This is a genomic window from Enterobacter sp. BWH52 (assembly GCF_001037565.1).
In the GTDB taxonomy this organism is placed as follows: Bacteria; Pseudomonadota; Gammaproteobacteria; order Enterobacterales; family Enterobacteriaceae; genus Enterobacter; species Enterobacter hormaechei_C.
The window spans coordinates 2,023,868-2,043,923 of sequence record NZ_KQ089854.1 but is presented as its reverse complement, the minus strand read 5'-3'; the positions used below and the strand labels follow the sequence as shown (position 1 = coordinate 2,043,923).

18 protein-coding genes are annotated in these 20,056 nt (G+C 54.9%); 9 read left to right on the top strand and 9 right to left on the bottom strand.

All coding sequences use genetic code 11. The features are described 5' to 3' along the window. Positions 1–144: 144 nt before the first annotated feature. Positions 145–2,421, top strand: a complete 2,277-nt coding sequence (gene tynA / locus SK47_RS09685; protein ID WP_048244011.1) for a primary-amine oxidase — start codon at positions 145–147, stop codon at positions 2,419–2,421. Positions 2,422–2,541: 120 nt separating this feature from the next. Next, positions 2,542–3,648, top strand: coding sequence for a GGDEF domain-containing protein (locus SK47_RS09680; RefSeq protein WP_048244009.1), 1,107 nt, complete (start codon positions 2,542–2,544; stop codon positions 3,646–3,648). A gap of 39 nt (positions 3,649–3,687) precedes the next feature. Here the strand turns inward: SK47_RS09680 and SK47_RS09675 are convergent, their stop codons facing one another. Next, positions 3,688–5,187 carry an aldehyde dehydrogenase family protein gene (locus tag SK47_RS09675; RefSeq protein ID WP_022651146.1) on the bottom strand — a complete coding sequence of 500 codons (1,500 nt, stop codon included), beginning with the start codon at positions 5,185–5,187 and terminating at the stop codon, positions 3,688–3,690. A 241-nt stretch (positions 5,188–5,428) separates the two neighbouring features. Between SK47_RS09675 and feaR the strand changes: the two genes are divergently transcribed. Next, positions 5,429–6,337: a transcriptional regulator FeaR gene (gene feaR / locus SK47_RS09670; RefSeq protein WP_023314084.1), complete on the top strand. Its 909-nt coding sequence runs from the start codon at positions 5,429–5,431 to the stop codon at positions 6,335–6,337. Here feaR and SK47_RS09665 read toward each other — a convergent pair whose 3' ends face one another. From SK47_RS09665 to SK47_RS09655, 3 genes are read right to left on the bottom strand one after another with little or no spacing between them, the layout of a single operon-like run. Further along, positions 6,338–6,655 (bottom strand): YdbL family probable chaperone protein, encoded by a 318-nt coding sequence (locus SK47_RS09665; protein ID WP_022651144.1) that lies wholly within the window; start codon positions 6,653–6,655, stop codon positions 6,338–6,340. Positions 6,656–6,662: 7 nt separating this feature from the next. Beyond that, positions 6,663–6,854 carry a YnbE family lipoprotein gene (locus tag SK47_RS09660; RefSeq protein WP_003857369.1) on the bottom strand — a complete coding sequence of 64 codons (192 nt, stop codon included), beginning with the start codon at positions 6,852–6,854 and terminating at the stop codon, positions 6,663–6,665. Beyond that, the gene (locus tag SK47_RS09655) at positions 6,851–9,490 is read right to left on the bottom strand and encodes a YdbH family protein (RefSeq protein WP_048244007.1); all 2,640 of its coding nucleotides are present in this window, start codon (positions 9,488–9,490) and stop codon (positions 6,851–6,853) included. The genes SK47_RS09660 and SK47_RS09655 overlap by 4 nt, the downstream gene beginning before the upstream one ends. Before the next feature lie 210 nt (positions 9,491–9,700). Between SK47_RS09655 and SK47_RS09650 the strand changes: the two genes are divergently transcribed. Together SK47_RS09650 and SK47_RS09645 are read left to right on the top strand one after the other, a co-directional pair. Continuing rightward, entirely contained in the window at positions 9,701–10,690 is a 990-nt protein-coding gene (locus SK47_RS09650) for a 2-hydroxyacid dehydrogenase (protein ID WP_003857375.1), read from the top strand. Positions 10,691–11,350: 660 nt separating this feature from the next. Continuing rightward, positions 11,351–12,187: an alpha/beta fold hydrolase gene (locus SK47_RS09645; protein ID WP_003857377.1), complete on the top strand. Its 837-nt coding sequence runs from the start codon at positions 11,351–11,353 to the stop codon at positions 12,185–12,187. Positions 12,188–12,274: 87 nt separating this feature from the next. On the opposite strand, the gene SK47_RS23130 is transcribed toward SK47_RS09645, so the two are convergent. Then, positions 12,275–12,448 (bottom strand): GnsA/GnsB family addiction module toxin, encoded by a 174-nt coding sequence (locus SK47_RS23130; RefSeq protein ID WP_022648006.1) that lies wholly within the window; start codon positions 12,446–12,448, stop codon positions 12,275–12,277. A 308-nt stretch (positions 12,449–12,756) separates the two neighbouring features. Beyond that, a complete protein-coding gene (locus SK47_RS09640; RefSeq protein WP_003857380.1) occupies positions 12,757–13,035 on the bottom strand; it encodes a YdgH/BhsA/McbA family protein in 279 nt (92 codons plus the stop codon). 228 nt (positions 13,036–13,263) lie between these two features. Here SK47_RS09640 and SK47_RS09635 point away from each other — a divergent pair, with 228 nt between their 5' ends. Continuing rightward, positions 13,264–13,854 carry a DUF4142 domain-containing protein gene (locus SK47_RS09635; protein WP_048244005.1) on the top strand — a complete coding sequence of 197 codons (591 nt, stop codon included), beginning with the start codon at positions 13,264–13,266 and terminating at the stop codon, positions 13,852–13,854. Between the two features lie 74 nt (positions 13,855–13,928). Here SK47_RS09635 and SK47_RS09630 read toward each other — a convergent pair whose 3' ends face one another. Together SK47_RS09630 and SK47_RS09625 are read right to left on the bottom strand one after the other, a co-directional pair. Next, positions 13,929–16,025 (bottom strand): pyrroloquinoline quinone-dependent dehydrogenase, encoded by a 2,097-nt coding sequence (locus tag SK47_RS09630; protein ID WP_023314079.1) that lies wholly within the window; start codon positions 16,023–16,025, stop codon positions 13,929–13,931. Positions 16,026–16,035: 10 nt separating this feature from the next. Next, positions 16,036–16,401 carry a hypothetical protein gene (locus tag SK47_RS09625; protein WP_022651139.1) on the bottom strand — a complete coding sequence of 122 codons (366 nt, stop codon included), beginning with the start codon at positions 16,399–16,401 and terminating at the stop codon, positions 16,036–16,038. Between the two features lie 631 nt (positions 16,402–17,032). Between SK47_RS09625 and SK47_RS09620 the strand changes: the two genes are divergently transcribed. The 3 genes from SK47_RS09620 (at position 17,033) to SK47_RS09610 (ending at position 19,455) form a co-directional block, all read left to right on the top strand. Beyond that, positions 17,033–18,295 (top strand): amino acid permease, encoded by a 1,263-nt coding sequence (locus SK47_RS09620; RefSeq protein ID WP_080472727.1) that lies wholly within the window; start codon positions 17,033–17,035, stop codon positions 18,293–18,295. A gap of 87 nt (positions 18,296–18,382) precedes the next feature. Next, a complete protein-coding gene (locus SK47_RS09615) occupies positions 18,383–18,622 on the top strand; it encodes a DinI family protein (protein WP_045342839.1) in 240 nt (79 codons plus the stop codon). Between the two features lie 149 nt (positions 18,623–18,771). Beyond that, complete coding sequence (locus SK47_RS09610; RefSeq protein WP_032609110.1) at positions 18,772–19,455, top strand: SOS response-associated peptidase; 684 nt, start codon at positions 18,772–18,774, stop codon at positions 19,453–19,455. Positions 19,456–19,514: 59 nt separating this feature from the next. Here the strand turns inward: SK47_RS09610 and SK47_RS09605 are convergent, their stop codons facing one another. Continuing rightward, a complete protein-coding gene (locus tag SK47_RS09605; protein ID WP_003857394.1) occupies positions 19,515–20,006 on the bottom strand; it encodes a 2-thiouracil desulfurase family protein in 492 nt (163 codons plus the stop codon). Positions 20,007–20,056 lie beyond the last annotated feature (50 nt).

The following is a 20,056-nucleotide window of genomic DNA, read 5'->3' as shown; positions in this document are numbered from 1 at the left end:
CCATGGGGGTGTGATGCACCCCCGCTCTTTTTTAACCTGGCAAGACTGACAAACAACCTGGCAGATGCAGGCAAACGCTTTTCGTGCGCGCCTGTCAGGATAACGCTGACACAACACAATAAACACAACAAGATGAGGTCTGCGATGGGAAGCAATTCTTCTTTTTCTGCCCGTAGAACGGCACTGGCCATGGCCGTTGCGCTCTGTTGCGCCTGGCAATCCCCTGTTTACGCTCACGGCAGCGAGGCGCATATGGTCCCGATGGACAAAACGCTTCAGGCGTTTGGCGCGGACGTGCAGTGGGATGATTACGCCCAGATGTTCACCATCGTCAAAGACGGTGCCTTTGTGAAGGTCAAACCCGGCGCAAATACCGCCATCGTTAACGGCAAACCGCTGACGCTCCAGGTGCCCGTGGTGATGAAGAACAATAAGGCGTTTATCCCGGAGACCTTTATCAACGATGTCTTTCAGTCCGGTCTTGATCAGACATTCCAGGTTGAAAAAAGCCCCCACCCGTTAAACGCGCTGACGGCTGATGAAATCAACCAGGCCGTAGCAATCGTGAAAGCCTCAGCGGATTTTAAACCCAATACCCGCTTTACCCAGATTGCGCTGGCGGAGCCAGAAAAGGCCAAAGTCTGGGACTTTGTGCTTAACGGCACGGCGGTGGATGCGCCCCGCCAGGCCAATATCATCATGCTTGATGGTAAACACATCATCGAAAGCCGGGTGGATCTGAAGGAGAAAAAGATCCTCCGCTGGGAGCCGATCAAAGACGCGCACGGCATGGTGCTGCTGGATGACTTCAATACCGTTCAGCAGATCATCAATGATAGCCCGGAGTTTGCCGCCGTGCTGAAAAAGCGCGGCATTACCGACCCGAAGAAAGTGATCACCACCCCGCTTACCGTCGGCTTTTTTGACGGCAAGGATGGGCTGAAACAGGAAGACCGCCTGCTGAAAGTGATCAGCTATCTCGACGTGGGCGACGGTAACTACTGGGCGCACCCGATCGAAAACCTGGTTGCGGTGGTGGATCTCGAGCAGAAGAAAATCCAGAAGATTGAGGAAGGCCCGGTCGTGCCGGTGCCGCTCACGCCGCGCCCTTATGATGGCCGTGACCGCGTTGAAACGGTGAAAAAACCGCTGGAGATTATCGAGCCGGAAGGCAAGAACTACACCATCACCGGGGATAGGGTGCACTGGCAGAACTGGGATTTTCATCTGAGCCTGGACTTACGCGTCGGCCCGATAATCTCCACCGTGACCTATAACGACAACGGCAAAAAGCGACAGGTGATGTATCAGGGGTCGCTCGGCGGCATGATTGTGCCGTACGGCGACCCGGATATCGGCTGGTACTTTAAAGCCTACCTGGACTCCGGCGATTACGGCATGGGTACCCTGACCTCCCCGCTGGTGCGCGGCAAGGATGTTCCGTCTAACGCCGTGATGCTCAACGAAACCATCCCGGATTACACCGGCGCGCCAATGGAGATCCCCCGGGCGATCGCCATTTTCGAGCGTTACGCCGGGCCGGAATATAAGCATCAGGAATTAGGAAAACCCAACGTCAGCACCGAACGCCGCGAGCTGGTGGTGCGCTGGGTCAGCACCGTGGGTAACTACGATTACATCTTCGACTGGGTATTCCACGAAAACGGCACTATCGGCATTGATGCAGGGGCTACGGGCATTGAAGCGGTGAAAGGCGTGCAGACGAAAACCATGCATGATGTCACCGCGAAGGATGACACCCGATACGGAACGCTGATCGACCATAATATTGTCGGTACCACCCACCAGCACATCTACAACTTCCGTCTGGATATGGACGTGGACGGCATCAACAATAAGCTGGTGGCCATGGATCCGGACGTCAAACCGAACACCGCTGGCGGACCGCGCACCAGCACCATGCAGGTTAATCAGTATGATATTGATACCGAACAGCAGGCGGCGCAGAAGTTTGACCCGGGCACCATCCGCCTGCTGAGCAATACCAGCAAAGAGAACCGCATGGGCAACCCGGTCTCATATCAGATCATCCCTTACGCGGGCGGTACACACCCGGTAGCGTCCGGCGCGAAGTTTGCCCCGGACGAGTGGATTTATCACCGCCTGAGCTTTATGGATAAACAACTGTGGGTAACGCGTTACCATCCCGACGAGATGTACCCGGAGGGAAAATACCCGAACCGTTCCACGCACGATACCGGCCTCGGCCAGTACAGCAAAGATAACGAGTCGCTGAACGACCAGGATAACGTCATCTGGATGACCACCGGCACCACCCATGTCGCCCGTGCCGAGGAGTGGCCAATAATGCCGACGGAATGGGTGCACACGTTGCTCAAGCCGTGGAATTTCTTTGACGAGACGCCAACGCTCGGCAAGAAGAAAGCCGAGCAAAAATAAGCAAACGCCGGGCGCAATGCCCGGTTTTTTTGTGCAAACATTTGAGGAATAATCGAGCCTGCTTATAGTTAATACTACCTGGCTTTAGCGAGCTATCCACCGGACGGGAAGAAAACCATAATGGAAAAAAGACACAACGCAACGCCAGAACCTGCGACATGGCCTACCCGTAAATCAATGGTTGTTCACGGGCTGGCCGTGAACCTGCCGTGGCTCGCCTTTGTGAATGCCAGCTTTGCCCTTATGGTCCTGCTGCGCAATTCGCTTTTCGGCCATATCGATGCCCTCCTGCACATCAGCCCGCCTCTGCGGCAGATGATAGACGCCTCCATGCTGGGCGTGGTGATCCTTTCCGTGGCGCTGGTGATCATGGCCTGGCGCCACATCCGCGGCGTCAGCGCCGTTTTGTTTATGTGCAGTCTGCTGTGGTCGATAAGTTGTTACTGGTTTATCAACGTGTTACATCTTCCGCATCCCTGGCCTATATTCGTTACCCTGCTGATGGCCGGTATGACCGCGCTCTATTTTCACCCGGTGGCACTGCTCTGCTTCACTGTTCCGCTATGGATAAGCCTGCCCGTTGCCAGCATGCTGCTGAATCAGGAAATTAATTATCGCTTCGCCGGGCTGTGGGTGGTGTTCACCTTCATTCTCGTGTGCGGGCGCTATATCCTGTTGAGCTGGTTTGAAGAGGCGTGGCGTCGCAACCAGCAGAATCAGCGTTTAATTTCGCGGCTGGATGCGCTGGCCCATCAGGATCCGCTGACGAAAACGGCCAACCGGCGGGCGATGGAGCTGGTGCTGGAAAACGCCGTGGAGCAAGGCAAACGCTTCGCGGTGCTGATGCTGGATGTCGATTACTTCAAACTGTATAACGACACCTATGGTCACCAGGCAGGAGACGCGTGTCTCGCGAGGGTGGCAGAGGTGCTGAACACCTCGGTGCGCACGCCAGAGGATGTGGTTTCGCGCTACGGTGGTGAGGAGTTCGTCGTGATCCTCTTTGACTGTGAAGAAAGCGTTGCTGAGAAAGTCGCCGCGCGGATCCAGGCTGGCCTGCGCACCGCAGCCATTGCGCACAGCGTGTCGAAGGTGAGTGAATGTGTGACGGCGAGTATGGGCATTGCCGGCTATACCCCAGGACTGGCCGGCCCGGAAATCATCGCCCGCGCCGATGCAGCGTTGTATCGGGCGAAGGAGTCCGGGCGGGATCGGTGGTCGCGTTAAATAATGCCGGGTGCCGGCTTCGCCTTACCCGGCGTTTTATTAATACCGCACACACACCGACTTGGTTTCACACCAGCCATCCAGCCAGTCGGGGCCGAAATCGCGCCCGGTGCCAGACTGCTTCATGCCGCCGAACGGCAGGTTGGCGTCTATCAGCGTGTGGCTGTTCACCCACACGGTTCCTGCCTGTAACCTGTCGGTATACGCTAGCGCTTTACTGATATTCTGCGTCCAGACGCTGGCCGTTAAGCCGTATTCAGTGTCGTTCGCCAGCTGAAGCGCCTCTTCCCCGTCGTCCACACGAACCAGGTTCACCACCGGCCCGAAGACCTCTTCACGCGTCAGTCGCAGATGATTATCCGGGTTGACCACCAGCGTTGGCGAAACGTAATAGCCTTTGCCGTCTGGCCCCCGGTTCCCGGCGATCAGCTCCGCATTGTGCGCCTTCGCCTCATCCAGGAACGCCTGAACCTTATCGCAATGGGCGCGCGACACCAGCGGGTTGATAAACGCATCCGGCGACATGCCCGGCCCGACGCTCAGAGATTTCACGGCCTGTTCAAAGCCGCTGACCAGCGTGTCGAACAGCGGAGCCTCAATATAAATACGCGAGCTGGCCGCGCAGACCTGCCCCTGATTCAGGAAGCTGCCGGTCATCAGCCCTTCAATTACCCACGCCGGATCGGCGTCTTTCAGCACGATGGCCGGGTTTTTGCCGCCCAGCTCCAGCGTCACGCCCGTTAGCGTATCCGCAGCCACGCGGGCAATCTGCTTGCCCGTCGCCGTCGAACCGGTAAAGCTTACTTTGGCAATGCGCGGGTGCGAGGTTAGCGCCGCGCCACAGACGGCGCCACTACCGGTCACCACGTTGAACACGCCATCCGGGATCCCCGCCTCGCTCGCCAGTTCCGCCACCCGTAACAGGGTGAGCGGCGTGGTTTCCGAGGGTTTGATCACGATGGAGCAACCTGCCGCCAGCGCGGGCATTACTTTCCACATGCCAATCATCAGCGGGAAGTTCCACGGCACAATCCCCGCCACGACTCCCACCGGCTCTTTACGCGTCCACGCCTGATAACGCGCGCCCTGCGGCAGTGGAATCGAGAGATCGAGGGTTTTACCGGCAATTTTGGTGGTCAGCCCTGCCGTGTAGCGCATCCAGTTCAGGGTGCATCCCACCTCGAAGGCGCGGGAGATGTTAATGGATTTCCCCTGCTCCAGGGTTTCGAGCTGTGCCAGCTCTTCGCCATGCTGTTCCACCAAATCGGCAAACCGCAGCAGGATGCGTTCCCGCTCTGCCGGCAGACGCCCTGCCCAGCTTCTGGCGACAAAGGCGCGCCAGCCAGACATCACCGCACGATCGACATCATCGACGCTGGCATCGGCGGTGGAGGCAATAACCTCCCCGGTCGCCGGGTTGTAGACGTTCAGACGCTTTTCGCTGTCGGATGCCGCCTGACGCCCTTCAATCCACAGGCCGTGCTGGCGATCTAAAAACTGCTGCACGCCTGGCAGGATGGCGACGTGTGATTCGGACATAGGATACTCCTTCGTTATGCTTCGCAGGGTGTGTATGCAGTCTAAGAGGGGAATCGCATTCCTGCTTTTGTCTGTGTGACATTCGCTTTGTCAGCTGTGACAGGCTCCGCAAATCGTGATAATTCCCGCTTATATCGCTGTAACCGTTGAGTGTTCTTTCCTATAGTCAGCCTCGTAGCCCTGACAAAATGCAACATAAATGCAACAATGCGAAAACAGTGACGGTGCAGCGAGAACATCAATGGCGTGTGCAAGCGAACAGGACAATTTTCAGCAGTGGCTGGCGCAAATTAACCAGGTTTGTGGGCGCTTTGCGGCACGTCCGTTAGAGGGGGCGTTTCTCGGCGAACTGGAAACCAGCTATACCCAAAGTCTGAAGCTGAGCACGGTGACCGCCGCAGGCGTTAACCTTTTTCGCACCCGTCAGGAGATCAAAAACGGCAACGACGCCTGGTTCTACACCGTGTTTCAGCTGGAAGGCAGCGCCGGAATCGAACAGGACAACCAGCGCGCGATGCTGAAAGCCGGGGATATCACGCTGATTGACGCCTCCCGCCCGTGCTCCATTTACTGGCAGGAGCGTTCCCGCCAGATTTCGCTGCTGCTCCCGCGACAAATCATTGAGCAACACGCGCGTTTTCAGGAAGTGAGGTGCGCGCTGCCTCTCTCCCGCAGTCTGCCTACCGTACAGCTGAGCTACCGACTGCTACAGGAGAGCATGGGCAATGCCGATCTCAGCGCCAGCGAAAGCGAAGCGGCGCTGGAGGCGATGGTGTGTCTGCTGCGTCCGGCCTTCCAGCAGCAACACGAGGTGCTGCCGCGCAAGGAGCGTCAGTTCCGCCACGTTCTGTCCCTGATTGATGATCATATTCAGTCAGAGGCGTTAAGACCGGAGTGGATAGCTTCAGAGAGCGGCATGTCCGTGCGGAGCTTGTACCGCATGTTTGCCGGGAAAGGGCTGGTGGTGGCGCAGTATATTAAGAACCGTCGCCTCGATTTATGCGCTCAGGCGCTGCGTTCCATCAGCGATGACGAAAAGCTGGCGGGCATTGGCTACAGCTGGGGCTTTACCGACCATAGCCATTTTTCCACCGCCTTTAAGCAGCGTTTCGGGGTTTCGCCGGGCGAATACCGTAAGCGTTACCGCTAGTTACTTTTTTAGCCACTTGCCGTTAATCCCCTTCACGTATTCACCCGGCTGGGCGCGCGCCACCAGCTTTTGTCCCGCCATTTTCGCCACCTCGTCGACGGGCAAATTATTGCTGTCAGCTAACTGCTGGTAACTTTCCGTGCGTGCGGCGTTGATACGGCTCACCAGCGCCAGGGTTTCAGCATCGTGCTGAACGGGCGCAAGATAGCCGCTCAGGGTTTCCCCTACGCGCCCCTGGGCACGTGCATCGTTGAGCGTAAGCGTGGCGGCGTGAACGTTCATCCCCAGCGCCAGTAACATCAGAGCTAATCGTTTCATGGCATCCTCAGAACAGATCGCTGCGGGATTTCAGCAGGGCTTCAACGTCTTTATCCACCTTGATATGGATTTCATGCTCAATTTTCACGTTCATGTTGATAGTGATCGGCTCTTTGGGCGCCGCCACTTCAATGCGCGGCGTGCAGCCTGACAGCAGCGCGACGACGGCCACGGTGAGTACACCAGCCCTCTTTTTCATTGTTGTTCCTCACTTTCCTTGCCTGTCGAACCGCGGAGAAGGGGTATCGCCGCATGTTGCTCAAACCATGTTTGCAGATTGTCCCCAAAGCGCAGGCTGCGCCAGAGGGTAAAAATGTTCTCTTCATGGGTGTAATTCAGGTTTACGAAACTGCTTTTGCCCTCGACGCGGCTGGTGCCTTTAATGGCCGCCTGCATGGTTAACACACCCAGATTATCCACATTGAGTTTTGTCCACGACTGCGAAATTTCCATATAGCGGAGCCAGTTGATCGCCGCCCCGGCAACCACGTTGTCTTTCACAATGGCATCCGCCGTGTCCTGGTCGATGCGCAGCGTCATCGGCCCCGGGTTGGTCAGCCAGCCATCTTTAATGATCCATTTTTCATTGTCCAGCCAGAACGGCAGCGCGCCGCTCACCGGGCCGGACATGGCAAACTGCTTCGGATTCACCGCGCTTATCAGTTCGCTGGAGGAAATATTATCCACGCGTAGTAAAGCCGGATCGTGCTGCGGCATTCTCAACTGCTGCATGGTGATTTTCCCGCCGAGCGCTTCCACCTTCACGTTGGTGAGCAGGAGCGGGTTCGCTTCGGTCCAGGGATAATCGCCCTGGAGATCCGCGGTGATATTTCGGGCTGTGACCAGGTTTTTTACCTCGTCGATTCGTAACGTTACCGGCCCGCGCGTGCCCAGCGACCAGGTACCCTGGCTTAAGCGGAACGGCAGAACAAAATCAACGCCGTTGATTTCGTTATCCGGCATCCACGCGCTGCCCGCTTTCAGCACCCCGTGCCCCCCGGCCTCAAACCCCTGATCGGAGGCCGCTGAGAAAGCCACCTGTGCGTACATTTCGCCGCCGCGCAGGGTCATTTTCCAGTCTGGCGGGATCAACGGCTGGAACACCGTAAGAGACTGTTTTGGCCACCAGGCCTTACCGCGAAGGCGTTCGCCATCCCAGCGTCCATTCACCTGGACCGGGCCGATGTCGTCCGCATGCAGGTTCCCTTTAAACTGGAACACCGTCGGGTCTGTCCCGTCAACGCTGAAGGTCAAAACGGACGGCGGCAGCACGCTTCCGCCCGAGAAGCTTGTTTGCCCGGCATTGAGCGCGAGCGCGCCGCTAAAGGTGGGGTTATCCGGGTCCCGCGACCAGCGCACCGGGTGATCCAGCACCAGGCGCGGCTTGCTGACCAGCATCGTACCGTACTGCAATTTGTCGAACCCCGTGGAAAGATCGGTCAGTTCGATAACGTTGTCGCGCCACTCCCCGGTTCCCCGGACATCCCAGCGCGCGTTCATCGGCGTGAAGTTCCCTTTACCCCAGTAGCGCCACTGCCACAAACCGTTGTCCAGTAAAAAGTCGTTAGCCTGGCCGTCCAGATGCAGTTCAAAATCGCCCATCTCGTTTTCATGCGCCCGCAGAATGGCTTGCAGGCGGCCGTCCACGCCCTTCTGCGTGAGCTTCACGCCTGCCAGCGGCCAGCGGATCTCATCGATATCCAGCGAGTCGATGATGCGCCCGCGCGAGCGCAATAATGCGCCGGGTTCAAACGTAAGCTGCGGATCGTAAAGGCTGCCGGTCAGCTTCGCCGGGAGTCTGGCATACAGGATCAGATCGTTTTGCTTGGCTTCCCCGCTCAGGTGCAACGGCATAGCGCTGTTTTCCATACTGAGCGAGCCGGGACCAATATTCAGCACCGCGTTGCCCTTCCCCGCATCCCCCTGGGTCAGCACGTTGAGCCGCCCCGTGAAGGTGGCTTTCTCCAGCCCCTGCTGCCAGTTATCCACTTTCAGCCCGACGCGACCGCTCATCGGCATACCGGAGGCTGACCAGTTCCAGCGTCCGTCGCTGACGGTTAACTGCTGAGCGGTGATCTGCCACGGTAAATCGAGCAGTGGATCGGGGTTGTCCCGCGCCATGACCACCAGCTGGCCCTGATTGTCCTCCCAGTCCAGATCGGCATCGACCAGCGAGGATAACTGTGGCACGTTAAAGGTCGCGACCGTATGCCCTTTCACCGGCACGCCGTCCGGTACCAACGGCAGGGTAAATTCACCGATCAGCTTCACGGGCTGCGGCTGATCCGGCAGTTGCACATCGAACTGGCTGATGGAGAGCGTCTGGCCGCGCAACTGCCCCTTAATGCTCACCTGCTCGCCGTTATAAGTGATGTCCTGGCGGGCTGGTGTGAGTGAAGCATGCAGCTCACCCTCCCACTGCTGCCAGGGAGAAAGGGTAAAGCGGTGGATGGTCAGCCAGGTGTTAGGCAGGATGGCCTGCCACTGCGCCAGCGTTTTCGGCGCCACCGTTGAGGACGCTGACTGCGGTAATTTGCTCAGGCAGACAGAGTTAAGTTCAAGTGCGCCAATATCCAGATCCCAACGGCTGGGGTGTGACAGGGTCACGTTTTCCACACGGGCAATTTCGCACTCTTCTACCAGATAGCGGAGATCGGGGATGATCAGGGCGTGGCGCGTGAGCCGTGGGCTTTCTTCAAACGCGATGCGCGTTCCAACAGGGAGCCAGATCCCGGCGAGCGTGGGTACCCACTGGGCGAGCGTCATCAGCAGCGTCAGCGGCACGAGTAATAGCAGCAGTAATAGCGCGATTGCGGCTTTGTATTTACCCTTCATGGGCAGTTAATATCCTGATTTTGCGAAAAAAATAAGCCGTTCTTGCCGCTCATTGTCGCATGTTTAGCCAGTCAGTTGAAGGTAATGCCATTTTTAAGAGTAGATGCTCTACAATAATTCATAGAACTTATTGATTTCAATGAATTTTGAAAAATTGTAAGATAATTTTAAACATGCTAACGTGGTTCCAAAATCACTGGAGAAAGTCTTATGAAACTCGCGGTATATAGCACAAAGCAGTACGACAAAAAGTATCTGCAACATGTTAACGAGACGTACGGTTTCGATCTTGAATTTTTCGACTTTCTGCTGACTGAAAAGACGGCTAAAACCGCTCACGGCTGCGAAGGCGTGTGTATCTTCGTTAACGACGACGGTAGCCGACCGGTGCTGGAAGAGTTGAAAAAACAGGGCGTGAAATACATTGCCCTGCGCTGCGCGGGCTTTAACAACGTCGATCTCGATGCCGCCAAAGAGCTGGGTCTGAAGGTCGTTCGCGTCCCAGCCTATTCTCCGGAAGCCGTGGCTGAACATGCCGTCGGGATGATGATGTCGCTCAACCGTCGTATTCACCGTGCCTATCAGCGCACCCGTGATGCTAACTTCTCTCTGGAAGGGTTGACCGGCTTTACCATGTACGGTAAAACCGCAGGCGTGATTGGTACCGGCAAAATTGGTGTGGCCGCCCTACGCATCCTGAAAGGATTTGGCATGCGCCTGCTGGCGTTTGATCCGTACCCAAGCGCCGCTGCGCTGGAGCTGGGCGTGGAGTATGTCGATCTGAAAACGCTCTTCTCGCAGTCTGATGTTATCTCCCTGCACTGTCCGTTGACCCCGGAAAACTATCACCTGCTTAACCAGTCGGCGTTCGACCAGATGAAAGACGGCGTGATGATCATCAATACCAGCCGCGGTGGACTGATCGACTCTCAGGCCGCTATCGAAGCGCTGAAAACGCAAAAAATTGGCGCGTTGGGTATGGATGTGTATGAGAACGAACGCGACCTGTTCTTTGAGGATAAATCTAACGACGTGATTCAGGATGACGTGTTCCGTCGCCTGTCGGCCTGCCACAACGTGTTGTTCACCGGCCACCAGGCGTTTCTGACCGCCGAAGCGCTGATCAGTATATCGGAAACCACGCTGGGGAATTTACAGCAGCTTGATAAGGGCGAAGCGTGCCCTAACGCGATCGTTTAAGACGGTCAGGCCGGGTGGCGGTAACCTCTGCCCGGCCAATAACAAGCCCATCAGAAAAATAAGCACAGGTTAACTATTAAGACGGGTAACGTTCATCGTAAATATAACAATCAAGGATATGACTGTTCCGGTGTGACCATATCAGAATGAGACTCTGATGAAGGCTGCGTGATTTGCTGCACTATCGTAACCAGTTGTTCAAAAACAGCTCTCATTTGCGTCGGGTAGGTTAAAGACAACCAGGTTGCCAGCACTGCTCCAGCCAAAAAGCCCAACTTCATACACCATCCCTAATAAATTCAGCGAGATACAAGCTTTAACGTATGTGTGGTGCCGGGTGCCTCCCGGTGAGTCGTTGGTCAGCCACCTTGACCCGCTACTGATTGCCTAAGCTACACGTGCTGTTTAACCCCTCCGCACAGGGGGATTCACCACGCGAGAAACATAACACAGTGCCCCGGCTGGTTTAGGGGATATTTCGTTTAAAAATAAATAATGACCATACAAATTTAATCTATAACTGTTTTCAGGAACCCTTCTACACTTTAAGCGGATATACCAGTAATAAGATTAATATAAGTCAGTTTTATTACGTCCCTAAATGCTGGGCTATTTACTTAGCCTTCACACGTTTTTGCCATTAGCAGAGGAGTCTGAAATATGGCATTCGTAACAACGAAAGATGGTGTCAGTATTTATTACAAAGACTGGGGTCCGAAGGATGCGCAGCCGATCGTTTTCCATCACGGCTGGCCGCTGAGCGCCGATGACTGGGATAACCAGATGCTCTTTTTCCTTGCAGAAGGCTTCCGCGTCATCGCCCTCGACCGTCGTGGTCATGGTCGTTCCGATCAGGTGAGTGAAGGTCATGATATGGATCATTATGCCTCCGACGCCTCGGCCGTGGTCGAAAGCCTTGATTTGCGTAATGCAGTGCACGTCGGCCACTCCACCGGCGGGGGCCAGGTCGCCAGGTACGTTGCGAAGTACGGCCAGCCTCAGGGGCGAGTGGCCAAAGCGGTACTGGTCAGCGCCGTTCCTCCGCTGATGGTAAAATCAGACACGAACCCCGGCGGAACGCCCATTGAGGTGTTTGACGGCTTCCGCCAGGCGCTGGCCGCTAACCGCGCCCAGTTTTACCTCGACGTCGCCAGCGGTCCTTTCTATGGATTTAACCGAGACGGAGCAGAGGTTTCGCAGGGCACAATCCAGAACTGGTGGCGTCAGGGAATGATCGGTAGCGCCAAAGCCCACTATGAAGGCATTAAGGCGTTTTCAGAGACCGACCAGACGGACGATCTTAAAGCCATTACGGTTCCCGTCCTTGTGTTGCAGGGTGATGACGATCAGGTCGTCCCCTATAAAAATGCCGCCCTTCTACAGGATAAGCTGCTCGCAAACAGCGAACTCAAAATTTATCCAGGCTTCCCGCATGGGATGCATACCACGCATGCAGATACCATAAACGCCGATATACTGACATTTATTCGCTCATAAAGACGATGATTATCCATAATACAACCGGGCATCACGCCCGGTTTTGTATTGCGGCAAGAATTGAGCAACCATTTCAGGAAGAAACGCCTACAGGAGTTTGATTTTTACTTCGTACCCCTCGAGGCCCGTCATGGCCTCACGAGCGATAAACTCTATTTCAGAAACTTCCTGCCCTGTTTTTTTTCGTAACTCTGCAATTTTTTTGGCTATAAGCGCTGAAATCTCTTCCTCTGCCTTTTGTGTCATTGCGTCAACTTTCATCTTTACCTCTTACGACCGTTAACTGTATCCATTCTCTAAATGGTTTTAACCATAACCCTTTGTAAAGCGTAGACTATCTGCGTTACGTATGCTGCATTAACCTTAAGATGAGCAGCATGATGGAGTCGTCACATTTAAACATGCATTTATGTTGCATTATTTGAACAAGCTGTTATTGTCCCAAAGCCTTAGAGCACATAAACATAAGAAAAGTTTTGACTTAAACTCGCCCCGCATCAGGGGCATTTTTTTGGCTGTCTGTAAACAAAAAACCCGCCAGAAGCGGGTTTTTGTGGTATTCGAGAAAATTATTTAAAGACTTCTGCGACGGCCTGGAAGTTAGGGCCATGCTCGCGGGCAGCGATAATGACGTAGTATTTCCCGCCCTTCTCGTCTGCCAGTTTTGAGAGTTTTTGATGAAGATCTGAAGGTGAAGAAATTTGTCCACCTGAAGCCCCTACAGATACATTACCAAGGTATTCAAGTTTGAAGTGGTGCGCTTCATCCTTGGAAATCATATCTGCCGCAGATGCGCCGAAGCTTGCTACTGTTAAAGCCAATACACTCCCTAATAGTGCTTTTTTCATATCATTCCTCCTGTTGATGAATCTATATATTTAACATTAGCACCAAATATGTAAATGATCCGTATCAATATTGTAGAAGAATTGAGCATCACGACCAGCCATCACTGACCTGAACGGCGGGTGCAGCAGTTTCATCTACTATACTGACCCTTGTAGTGAGCATTTATCTGTCCGGTTGCGCCTGAAGCAACCGAAACTTACCTGTACCATGACCATCAGGAGAACAATATGCACACGAGTAAAACCCTGAAATGGCTGCTAGCCGTATCAGCAGTTGCAGCAATGTTCAGCACCGTTGGCGTACAAGCCCAGACGACAAGCGCCGCACAAACTCAAACTGCGGGCAAGGCTCAACCGGACGCCAGACTCAGCTCCGGCGACGAGAAAGCGTTGAAGGACATGGCGCAGGCCAATATCAACGAAGTCGCCGCCGCCAGGCTCGCCCTGGACAAGGCCCAAAGCAGTGAAGTGAAAACATTCGCTCAGAAAATGGTCGACGATCACGGCGCCGCGCTGACCAAAGTCCAGACCGTTGCCCAGAAAAAGGGCGTGGAGCTGCCGACCGAACCAGACGCCGCGCATAAAGCCCTGAACTCAAGGCTGGAAAACCAGCGTGGTGACGCTTTTGACAAAATGTATATGGAATATGCTGGCGTGAAGGACCACGAGAAGGTGCTGTCGAAGCTTAAGAGCGACGCCAGTAAAATCGACGATCCGGATGTGAAGGCTCTGGCCAACGAGCACACGCCGGTCGTTGAGCAGCACCTGAAGTCCGCCGAGCAGATGTCAACCCACTCCGGCGCATCAGCCGATAAATAACGCGTCGGTAAAACGACAATTGCAAAACAAAGTGGGGCCCGCAGGCCCCACGCTTATTTCCCCTTCCTGATGAATTATTCCGGCAAGGCGTAGACCACCACCTGATCGCCCACCTGATCCTTCAGGATCGTATTCCCGCCTGCCACGAAGGCCACATACTGGCGACCTTTATATTCATAGACTGACGGGTTCGCTACTGCCGGCGCTTCTGCCTGATCGGACCACAGCTCTTCACCGCTCTCGACCGAGTAGGCACGCACTTTGGCATCCATTGAAGCACCGATGAAGATCACGCCGCCCGCCGTCACTGCCGGGCCACCAATGGTAGGTGAACCCCAGCTCTCCGGCATGAAGAAGCCATACTGCTGGGAGGCGCCAACCGGACGACGCCATTTCACATCGCCCGTATGCATGTCCAGCGCCACGATTTCGCCAAACGGCGGCTGCCAGCACGGCATGCCCAGCCAGTTGCTCGCCACCAGCAGACGCATACCGTACGGGGCGCCTTCCTGTGGGGCAAAGCCGCTTTCGTTACCGGAGTCTTTGTCTGCGTTATCGTAATCTTCGCGGCTGTAGAGCTTCACGTACTGGACGATATGCGAGGTGTTGACGATGGCGATCTGTTTTTGCGGATCGAACGCCACCCCACCCCACTGTACGCCGCCAGCGCTATCAGGATAGGTTAGCGTGCCTTCGCCCTTGGTGGTCGGCGGAGTATACATTCCCTCATAGGTCAGGTTATCCCACAGACGGGAGCACTGGCCGCCACCGACGATATCCGCCAGCTTCCAGATTTCCGGTTTTTTCGACTGGTCGAGCAGCGGCGCGGGTTTGGTCGGGAACGGCTGCGTGGGCGAGAGAACTTCACCCTGAACCGAACCATCACCCTGCGGAACCGGACGTTCTTCGATTGGCCATACGTCCTCCCCCGTCAGGCGGTTAACCACGAACAGGAAACCCTGCTTGGTGGCCTGAATCAGCGCCGGGATCTGCTTGCCGTCTACGGTGATGTCCATCAGCGTCGGGGCGGAGTTAATATCGTAATCCCAGACGTCGTGGTGTACCCATTGACGGGACCAGACCACTTTACCGGTGTTGATGTCCAGCGCGGTGGTCGAGGTGCCAAGCGGAATAGCGTCCACGCGGTTGCCGCCCCAATAGTTGGGAGATGGCGATGAAACCGGGAGATAGACCAGCCCGTTGGCCTCATCGGCGGACATGTGCGTCCAGACGTTGGCGGTACCGGTACGCTTGCGAATCTCTGCCGGGATCGCCTCAAAGGTCCATTCAAGCTTACCGGTCTGGGCGTTGACTGAAAATACGGTGCCCGGAGGGGCTTCGGCATAGGCCCAGTCCTTCCCGGCCCAGCCCACCAGCAGATGGTTGCCGACAACGGTTGGCGGTTGCAGGACAGAGAGCGGATACTTCGCGTTAACGGTATTCCACTGGTTCAGATCCAACACGCCGTTATTCGCAAAGCCGCTGCAAGGTTTGCCTGAATCGGCGTCCAGCGCAAAGAGCTTGCCGTCAACGGTGCCCATATAAACCATCTTCTGGCATGCCTCTCCGCTCACCGGATTTTTGGCCTGCCAGTAGGAAACGCCGCGGTTTTTCAGCACTGGCTGGGTCAGCGCCTTGCGCGACGATTTCGTGTCATAATGCCACTTCTCTTTACCCGTCCCCGGATCCAGCGCAATCAGGCGATCGAATGGCGTGCCAATGTAGAGCGTATCGTTGGCGAAAATGGGCGTTGCGGACCAGACGGTGGCTGGCGTATCGCCTTTACCATCCGAGACGTCGCCGGTATGGAATTCCCAGACTTTCGTTAATTTCCCGACATTATCCGCCGTAATTTGGGTCAGGGGGCTGTATTTCTGCGCGTTAAGCTGGCCGTGGAAGCTGTCCCAGGTGGGCGTGCCGGGCACCAGCGGCGTCGCGGGCTGGCTGGCCGAGGCGACTTTCTTTCCGTCACCGCTGCCGGTTGAGGCATCGTCGGTGGTTTTTGTGGTTCCGGGTGCCTGCTGATCGGCGGCATCAATGTTAAGCGATTCCTGGGTCCCCTGAGAGGCCTCAGTGGCCTTATCCTGCGCCTGTAGCGCGAGCGGAGCGACCAGCAGCGCCAGCGCCGTCATGCTGACTTTTATGAAGGGATAATGCTTATCGTTGTGCACGGGCGGCTCCTCAGCTTCTGACGCGATGGTTGTAACGGGCGGAATGGCTGCTCAGCATAATCAGACCTATCAGGCCGACCACCATGGCTGCCGTTATGATGTACTGGTGCAGCAGCGCGGCGGCAAAACCAATACCCGCCAACACCACCAGGGTGACAATAATCAGGAAAACGCGCGCCCCGCGACGCGATGCCGCGCGTAGCATAACGGTCAGGATCGCCAGCACTACGCTGGCAATGACCACGCCCAGTGCGCCAATGGTGCCAGTGACGCCGGTAAGCGGCGTCCACCAGGCGTATAGCGCCACCGCGAAGGCTATTATCGCGGTCAGCAGCAGCAACATGCTACCGACCCGCGAGGATTGAGAATGCAACATACCAGGAATCCCCCTCTAAAAATGCAAAATTGACCGTTATTAAGGCGTTTTCGTGGATATGCCCCTGCTGCCCGCCGCTATTAAGGCAACGCGACGTGTGGAGCGGCGGCATATTTCACTAAACGTAACTGAGTATAGAAGAGGATTTTTTTATGGGGCGTTTAATAGCAGGCATACGACGCCTTGTGCCCCTTCGCCACCATAAAGATAGCGTTATGTTACAAGACAGTTCGAAAGCTACGAGCAGGTTACGTGATTGTCTATATCCTGTTTTTTAATTTGAGGCATAACGGGATAATTTTCCATCCAATAAAATAATTAAATAAGCCCCCCTTCAATATGATGGCGCCTTATGTTACTTAATAAAACAGGGTATTTATTTTTTAATTAACAGACGTGCAGGCAGGGAAAGTCAGTCGTTATTTGTTCGTTAATTTAACAAATCCCCTTCTTAATTAACCGCCTGTTAAAGCATCGTCAAAGAATAACGATAGTTATTGCAGGCATACACATAAGGTTTACGGTATGCGAAATCAAACCCCTCCCACCCGTGGTGTAATGGCGCAGCAACGACTACAGGCAGATAAAAACTAAATAAGTCGTCGCTCCTCTAACAACGCGGTAAAATATGATGAATAAAGCCACCACTCTCTCAGCTAATATTACAACACGCTCTAACTGGCACTGGCAGGATAACATCTGGACGCTGGGCCTCTACGGTACAGCCGTCGGGGCGGGAACGCTGTTCCTGCCCGTGGAAATCGGCACCCGTGGTCCGGTTATTTTCCTGGTCATGCTCCTGCTGGGGCTGCCGTTATCCCTGATCCCCCATTTACTCCTTTGTCGTGTGTATATGCGAGAAGAGAAGAATGAAAACGGCACGTTGCCGATCTTCGGCTCCTTCTTCAGCGGACGGGGTGAAAAGCTGATCACCCTGTTCTATTGTGTGACCTTCTTCCCGGTAACCCTGGTTTACGGGGTGGCGCTGATTAATGCGCTGAGTAATTTACTGGTGGAGCATCTGCATATTACCGCCCTCAGCCGTGGGCCATTGTCGTTTATCGTGGTTGCCGCACTTTATGTGGTGCTTAGCAAGGGCCGGGACAGAGTCGTGGCCATTATGAGCGCGCTGGCGCTGCCGTTCGCGGCATCTGTACTGCTGATCGCCGTATCACTTATCCCGGGATGGCATCTGTCTAACCTGACCGATACGGCCGCTGAAATGAACGCCACGCCGCTGCCGGTAACGCTGAAAAATATCTGGCTGACGCTGCCGCTTATTACCTTCTCGTTTTGCTGTGCGCCTATGGTCTCCCCGCTGAGCTCTTACTACCGGGAGAGGAAAGCGGAGGGCGAGAAAAAGGCACTGTTCGTGATCCGCATCGCCTATTTAGCCATCTTCGCCAGTATCCTCTTTTTCGTGCTGAGCTGCGTGCTGGGGATCCCGCATGACAACTTTGTACGGGCGAAGGCGGAAAACCTGAATGTGCTGTCCGTGATGAAAGGAAACGGTGATTTCAGCCTGATTTACCACATTGCCCCGCTCATCGCTATCATCGGTATGACGAAATCCTTTCTCGGCGTAGGCCTGTCGGTCGCACAAACGTTTGGTCAGCTGGCTGCCAGCGTATCCGGCAAAAAGGCCAGCGCCAGCAAGCGGCTGGCCTCTCTGGCGCTGTTCCTGCTGACCTATGGCATTGTTTATGCCAATCCGGATGTGCTCAGCCTGATTGAAATGTTCTGCGGACCACTGATCGCGGTGATCCTGTTCCTTATCCCTGCGTACCTCATATACATCCGCCCCTCGCTGGCGGAGCTTCGCGGCGTGACGGTGTTTCTGGTTGTTCTGGGCGGACTGGCAACGCTGTCTGCATTGCTCTGGACAATGCTTTAGCCTGAACGCCGTTTGACTGTACCCATATACAGTAGTATTTTACGTTCAGGCTGAATCACATGCGTAATATCCATAAGGTAAACAATCATGTTTGTGGAACTGGTTTATGACAAGCGAAACGTACAGGGGCTGGAGGGAGCCAGGGAAATCATCCTGACCGAGCTGACAAAACGCGTGCACCGGATTTTTCCTGATGCCAGCGTGACGGTTAAGCCAATGCAAGCGAACGGCCTGAACAGCGACGCCAGCAAAAGCGACCGTGAAAAGCTTAACCGCATGCTCGAGGAGATGTTCGAAGAGTCGGATATGTGGTTGATACAAGAGTAACCGGGCGCAAAGCCCGGCTCTGTTTTCAACTAACAATACCCCTGTGTATTCAGGCCGCGATTTTCCAGCATCGGTTCAATCTCAGAAGCATGCCCGCGCGACTTTTTCTCCCTGCCCTATACTTTCAGTCTGACTGACTGGAGGTTTCTATGTGTGGACGTTTTGCACAAGCCCAAACCCGTGAAGAATATCTGGCTTACCTGGCCGACGAAGGCGAACGCGATATCGCATATGACCCTGAACCCATTGGCCGCTACAACGTTGCGCCCGGTACCAAAGTGCTGCTGTTAAGCGAACGTGACAAACAACTGCACCTCGATCCGGTATTCTGGGGCTACGCGCCTGGATGGTGGGACAAAGCACCACTGATTAACGCGCGTGTAGAAACCGCAGCCACCAGCAGAATGTTTAAACCTCTTTGGCAGCATGGCCGGGCGATCTGCTTTGCCGATGGGTGGTTCGAATGGAAAAAGGAAGGCGACAAGAAACAGCCGTATTTTATTCATCGGGCCGACGGGCAGCCGATATTCATGGCGGCGATCGGCAGTACGCCGTTTGAGCGCGGCGATGAAGCCGAGGGATTTCTCATAGTGACCTCTGCTGCGGATAAAGGCCTCATTGATATACACGATCGACGGCCGCTGGTTCTGTCGCCAGAAGCAGCAAGAGAATGGATGCGACAGGATGTTGGCGGGAAAAAAGCGGAAGAGATCATTGCCGACGGTACAGTACCCGCCGACGAGTTTATTTGGCATGCTGTAACTCGCGCCGTGGGGAACGTGAAGAATCAGGGGGCGGAGTTAATCGAGGTGGCTCATAAAATGGAAAAATGAGCTGCATACCCATTATGACCAGGAAGCAATGCCGCTCGGCGTTAATCCTGGAGAATCGTTCATTCCCTTTCTTCAATCCAGTTCACAAGCTCCGCAAACTGAGTTTCTGAAAATACCGCAATACCATGCTCGGAGAGTAATGACGCTGCCACTCCCATACCCGATTTACGCTGATTACTGAAAGAACCGTTGTAGATAAACTGAGTTCCGCACGTTGGACTACCATCAGTTAACAAAGCAGCAGTACATCCTGCTTCTTGTGCTGCTCGCAGAGCCAGCCAGGCTGCAAGTTGATAATGCCCGGTAACATCTGTTCCGGTGTTTTCAATTATTCTGGCTTGTCCACGCATTACGTCTTTACCCTCAGCAGACATAATCTCAGCGGGTGGTCTCGGAACAGGTAGCCCCGCAGCCAACTCAGGGCAGTGGATCACCAGGCGCTGCTCCTGTTGCCAGCGAGCAAGTTGATGAGTCATCTGCGCTTTCTCTTTCCCGTTATAACGGACTTTAAGGCCCATCAGGCAGGCACTGACCAGTATTTTATTTATCATTATTTAATAGTATTAAGATCCAAAACGCCTACGATTTTAACACCTTAACC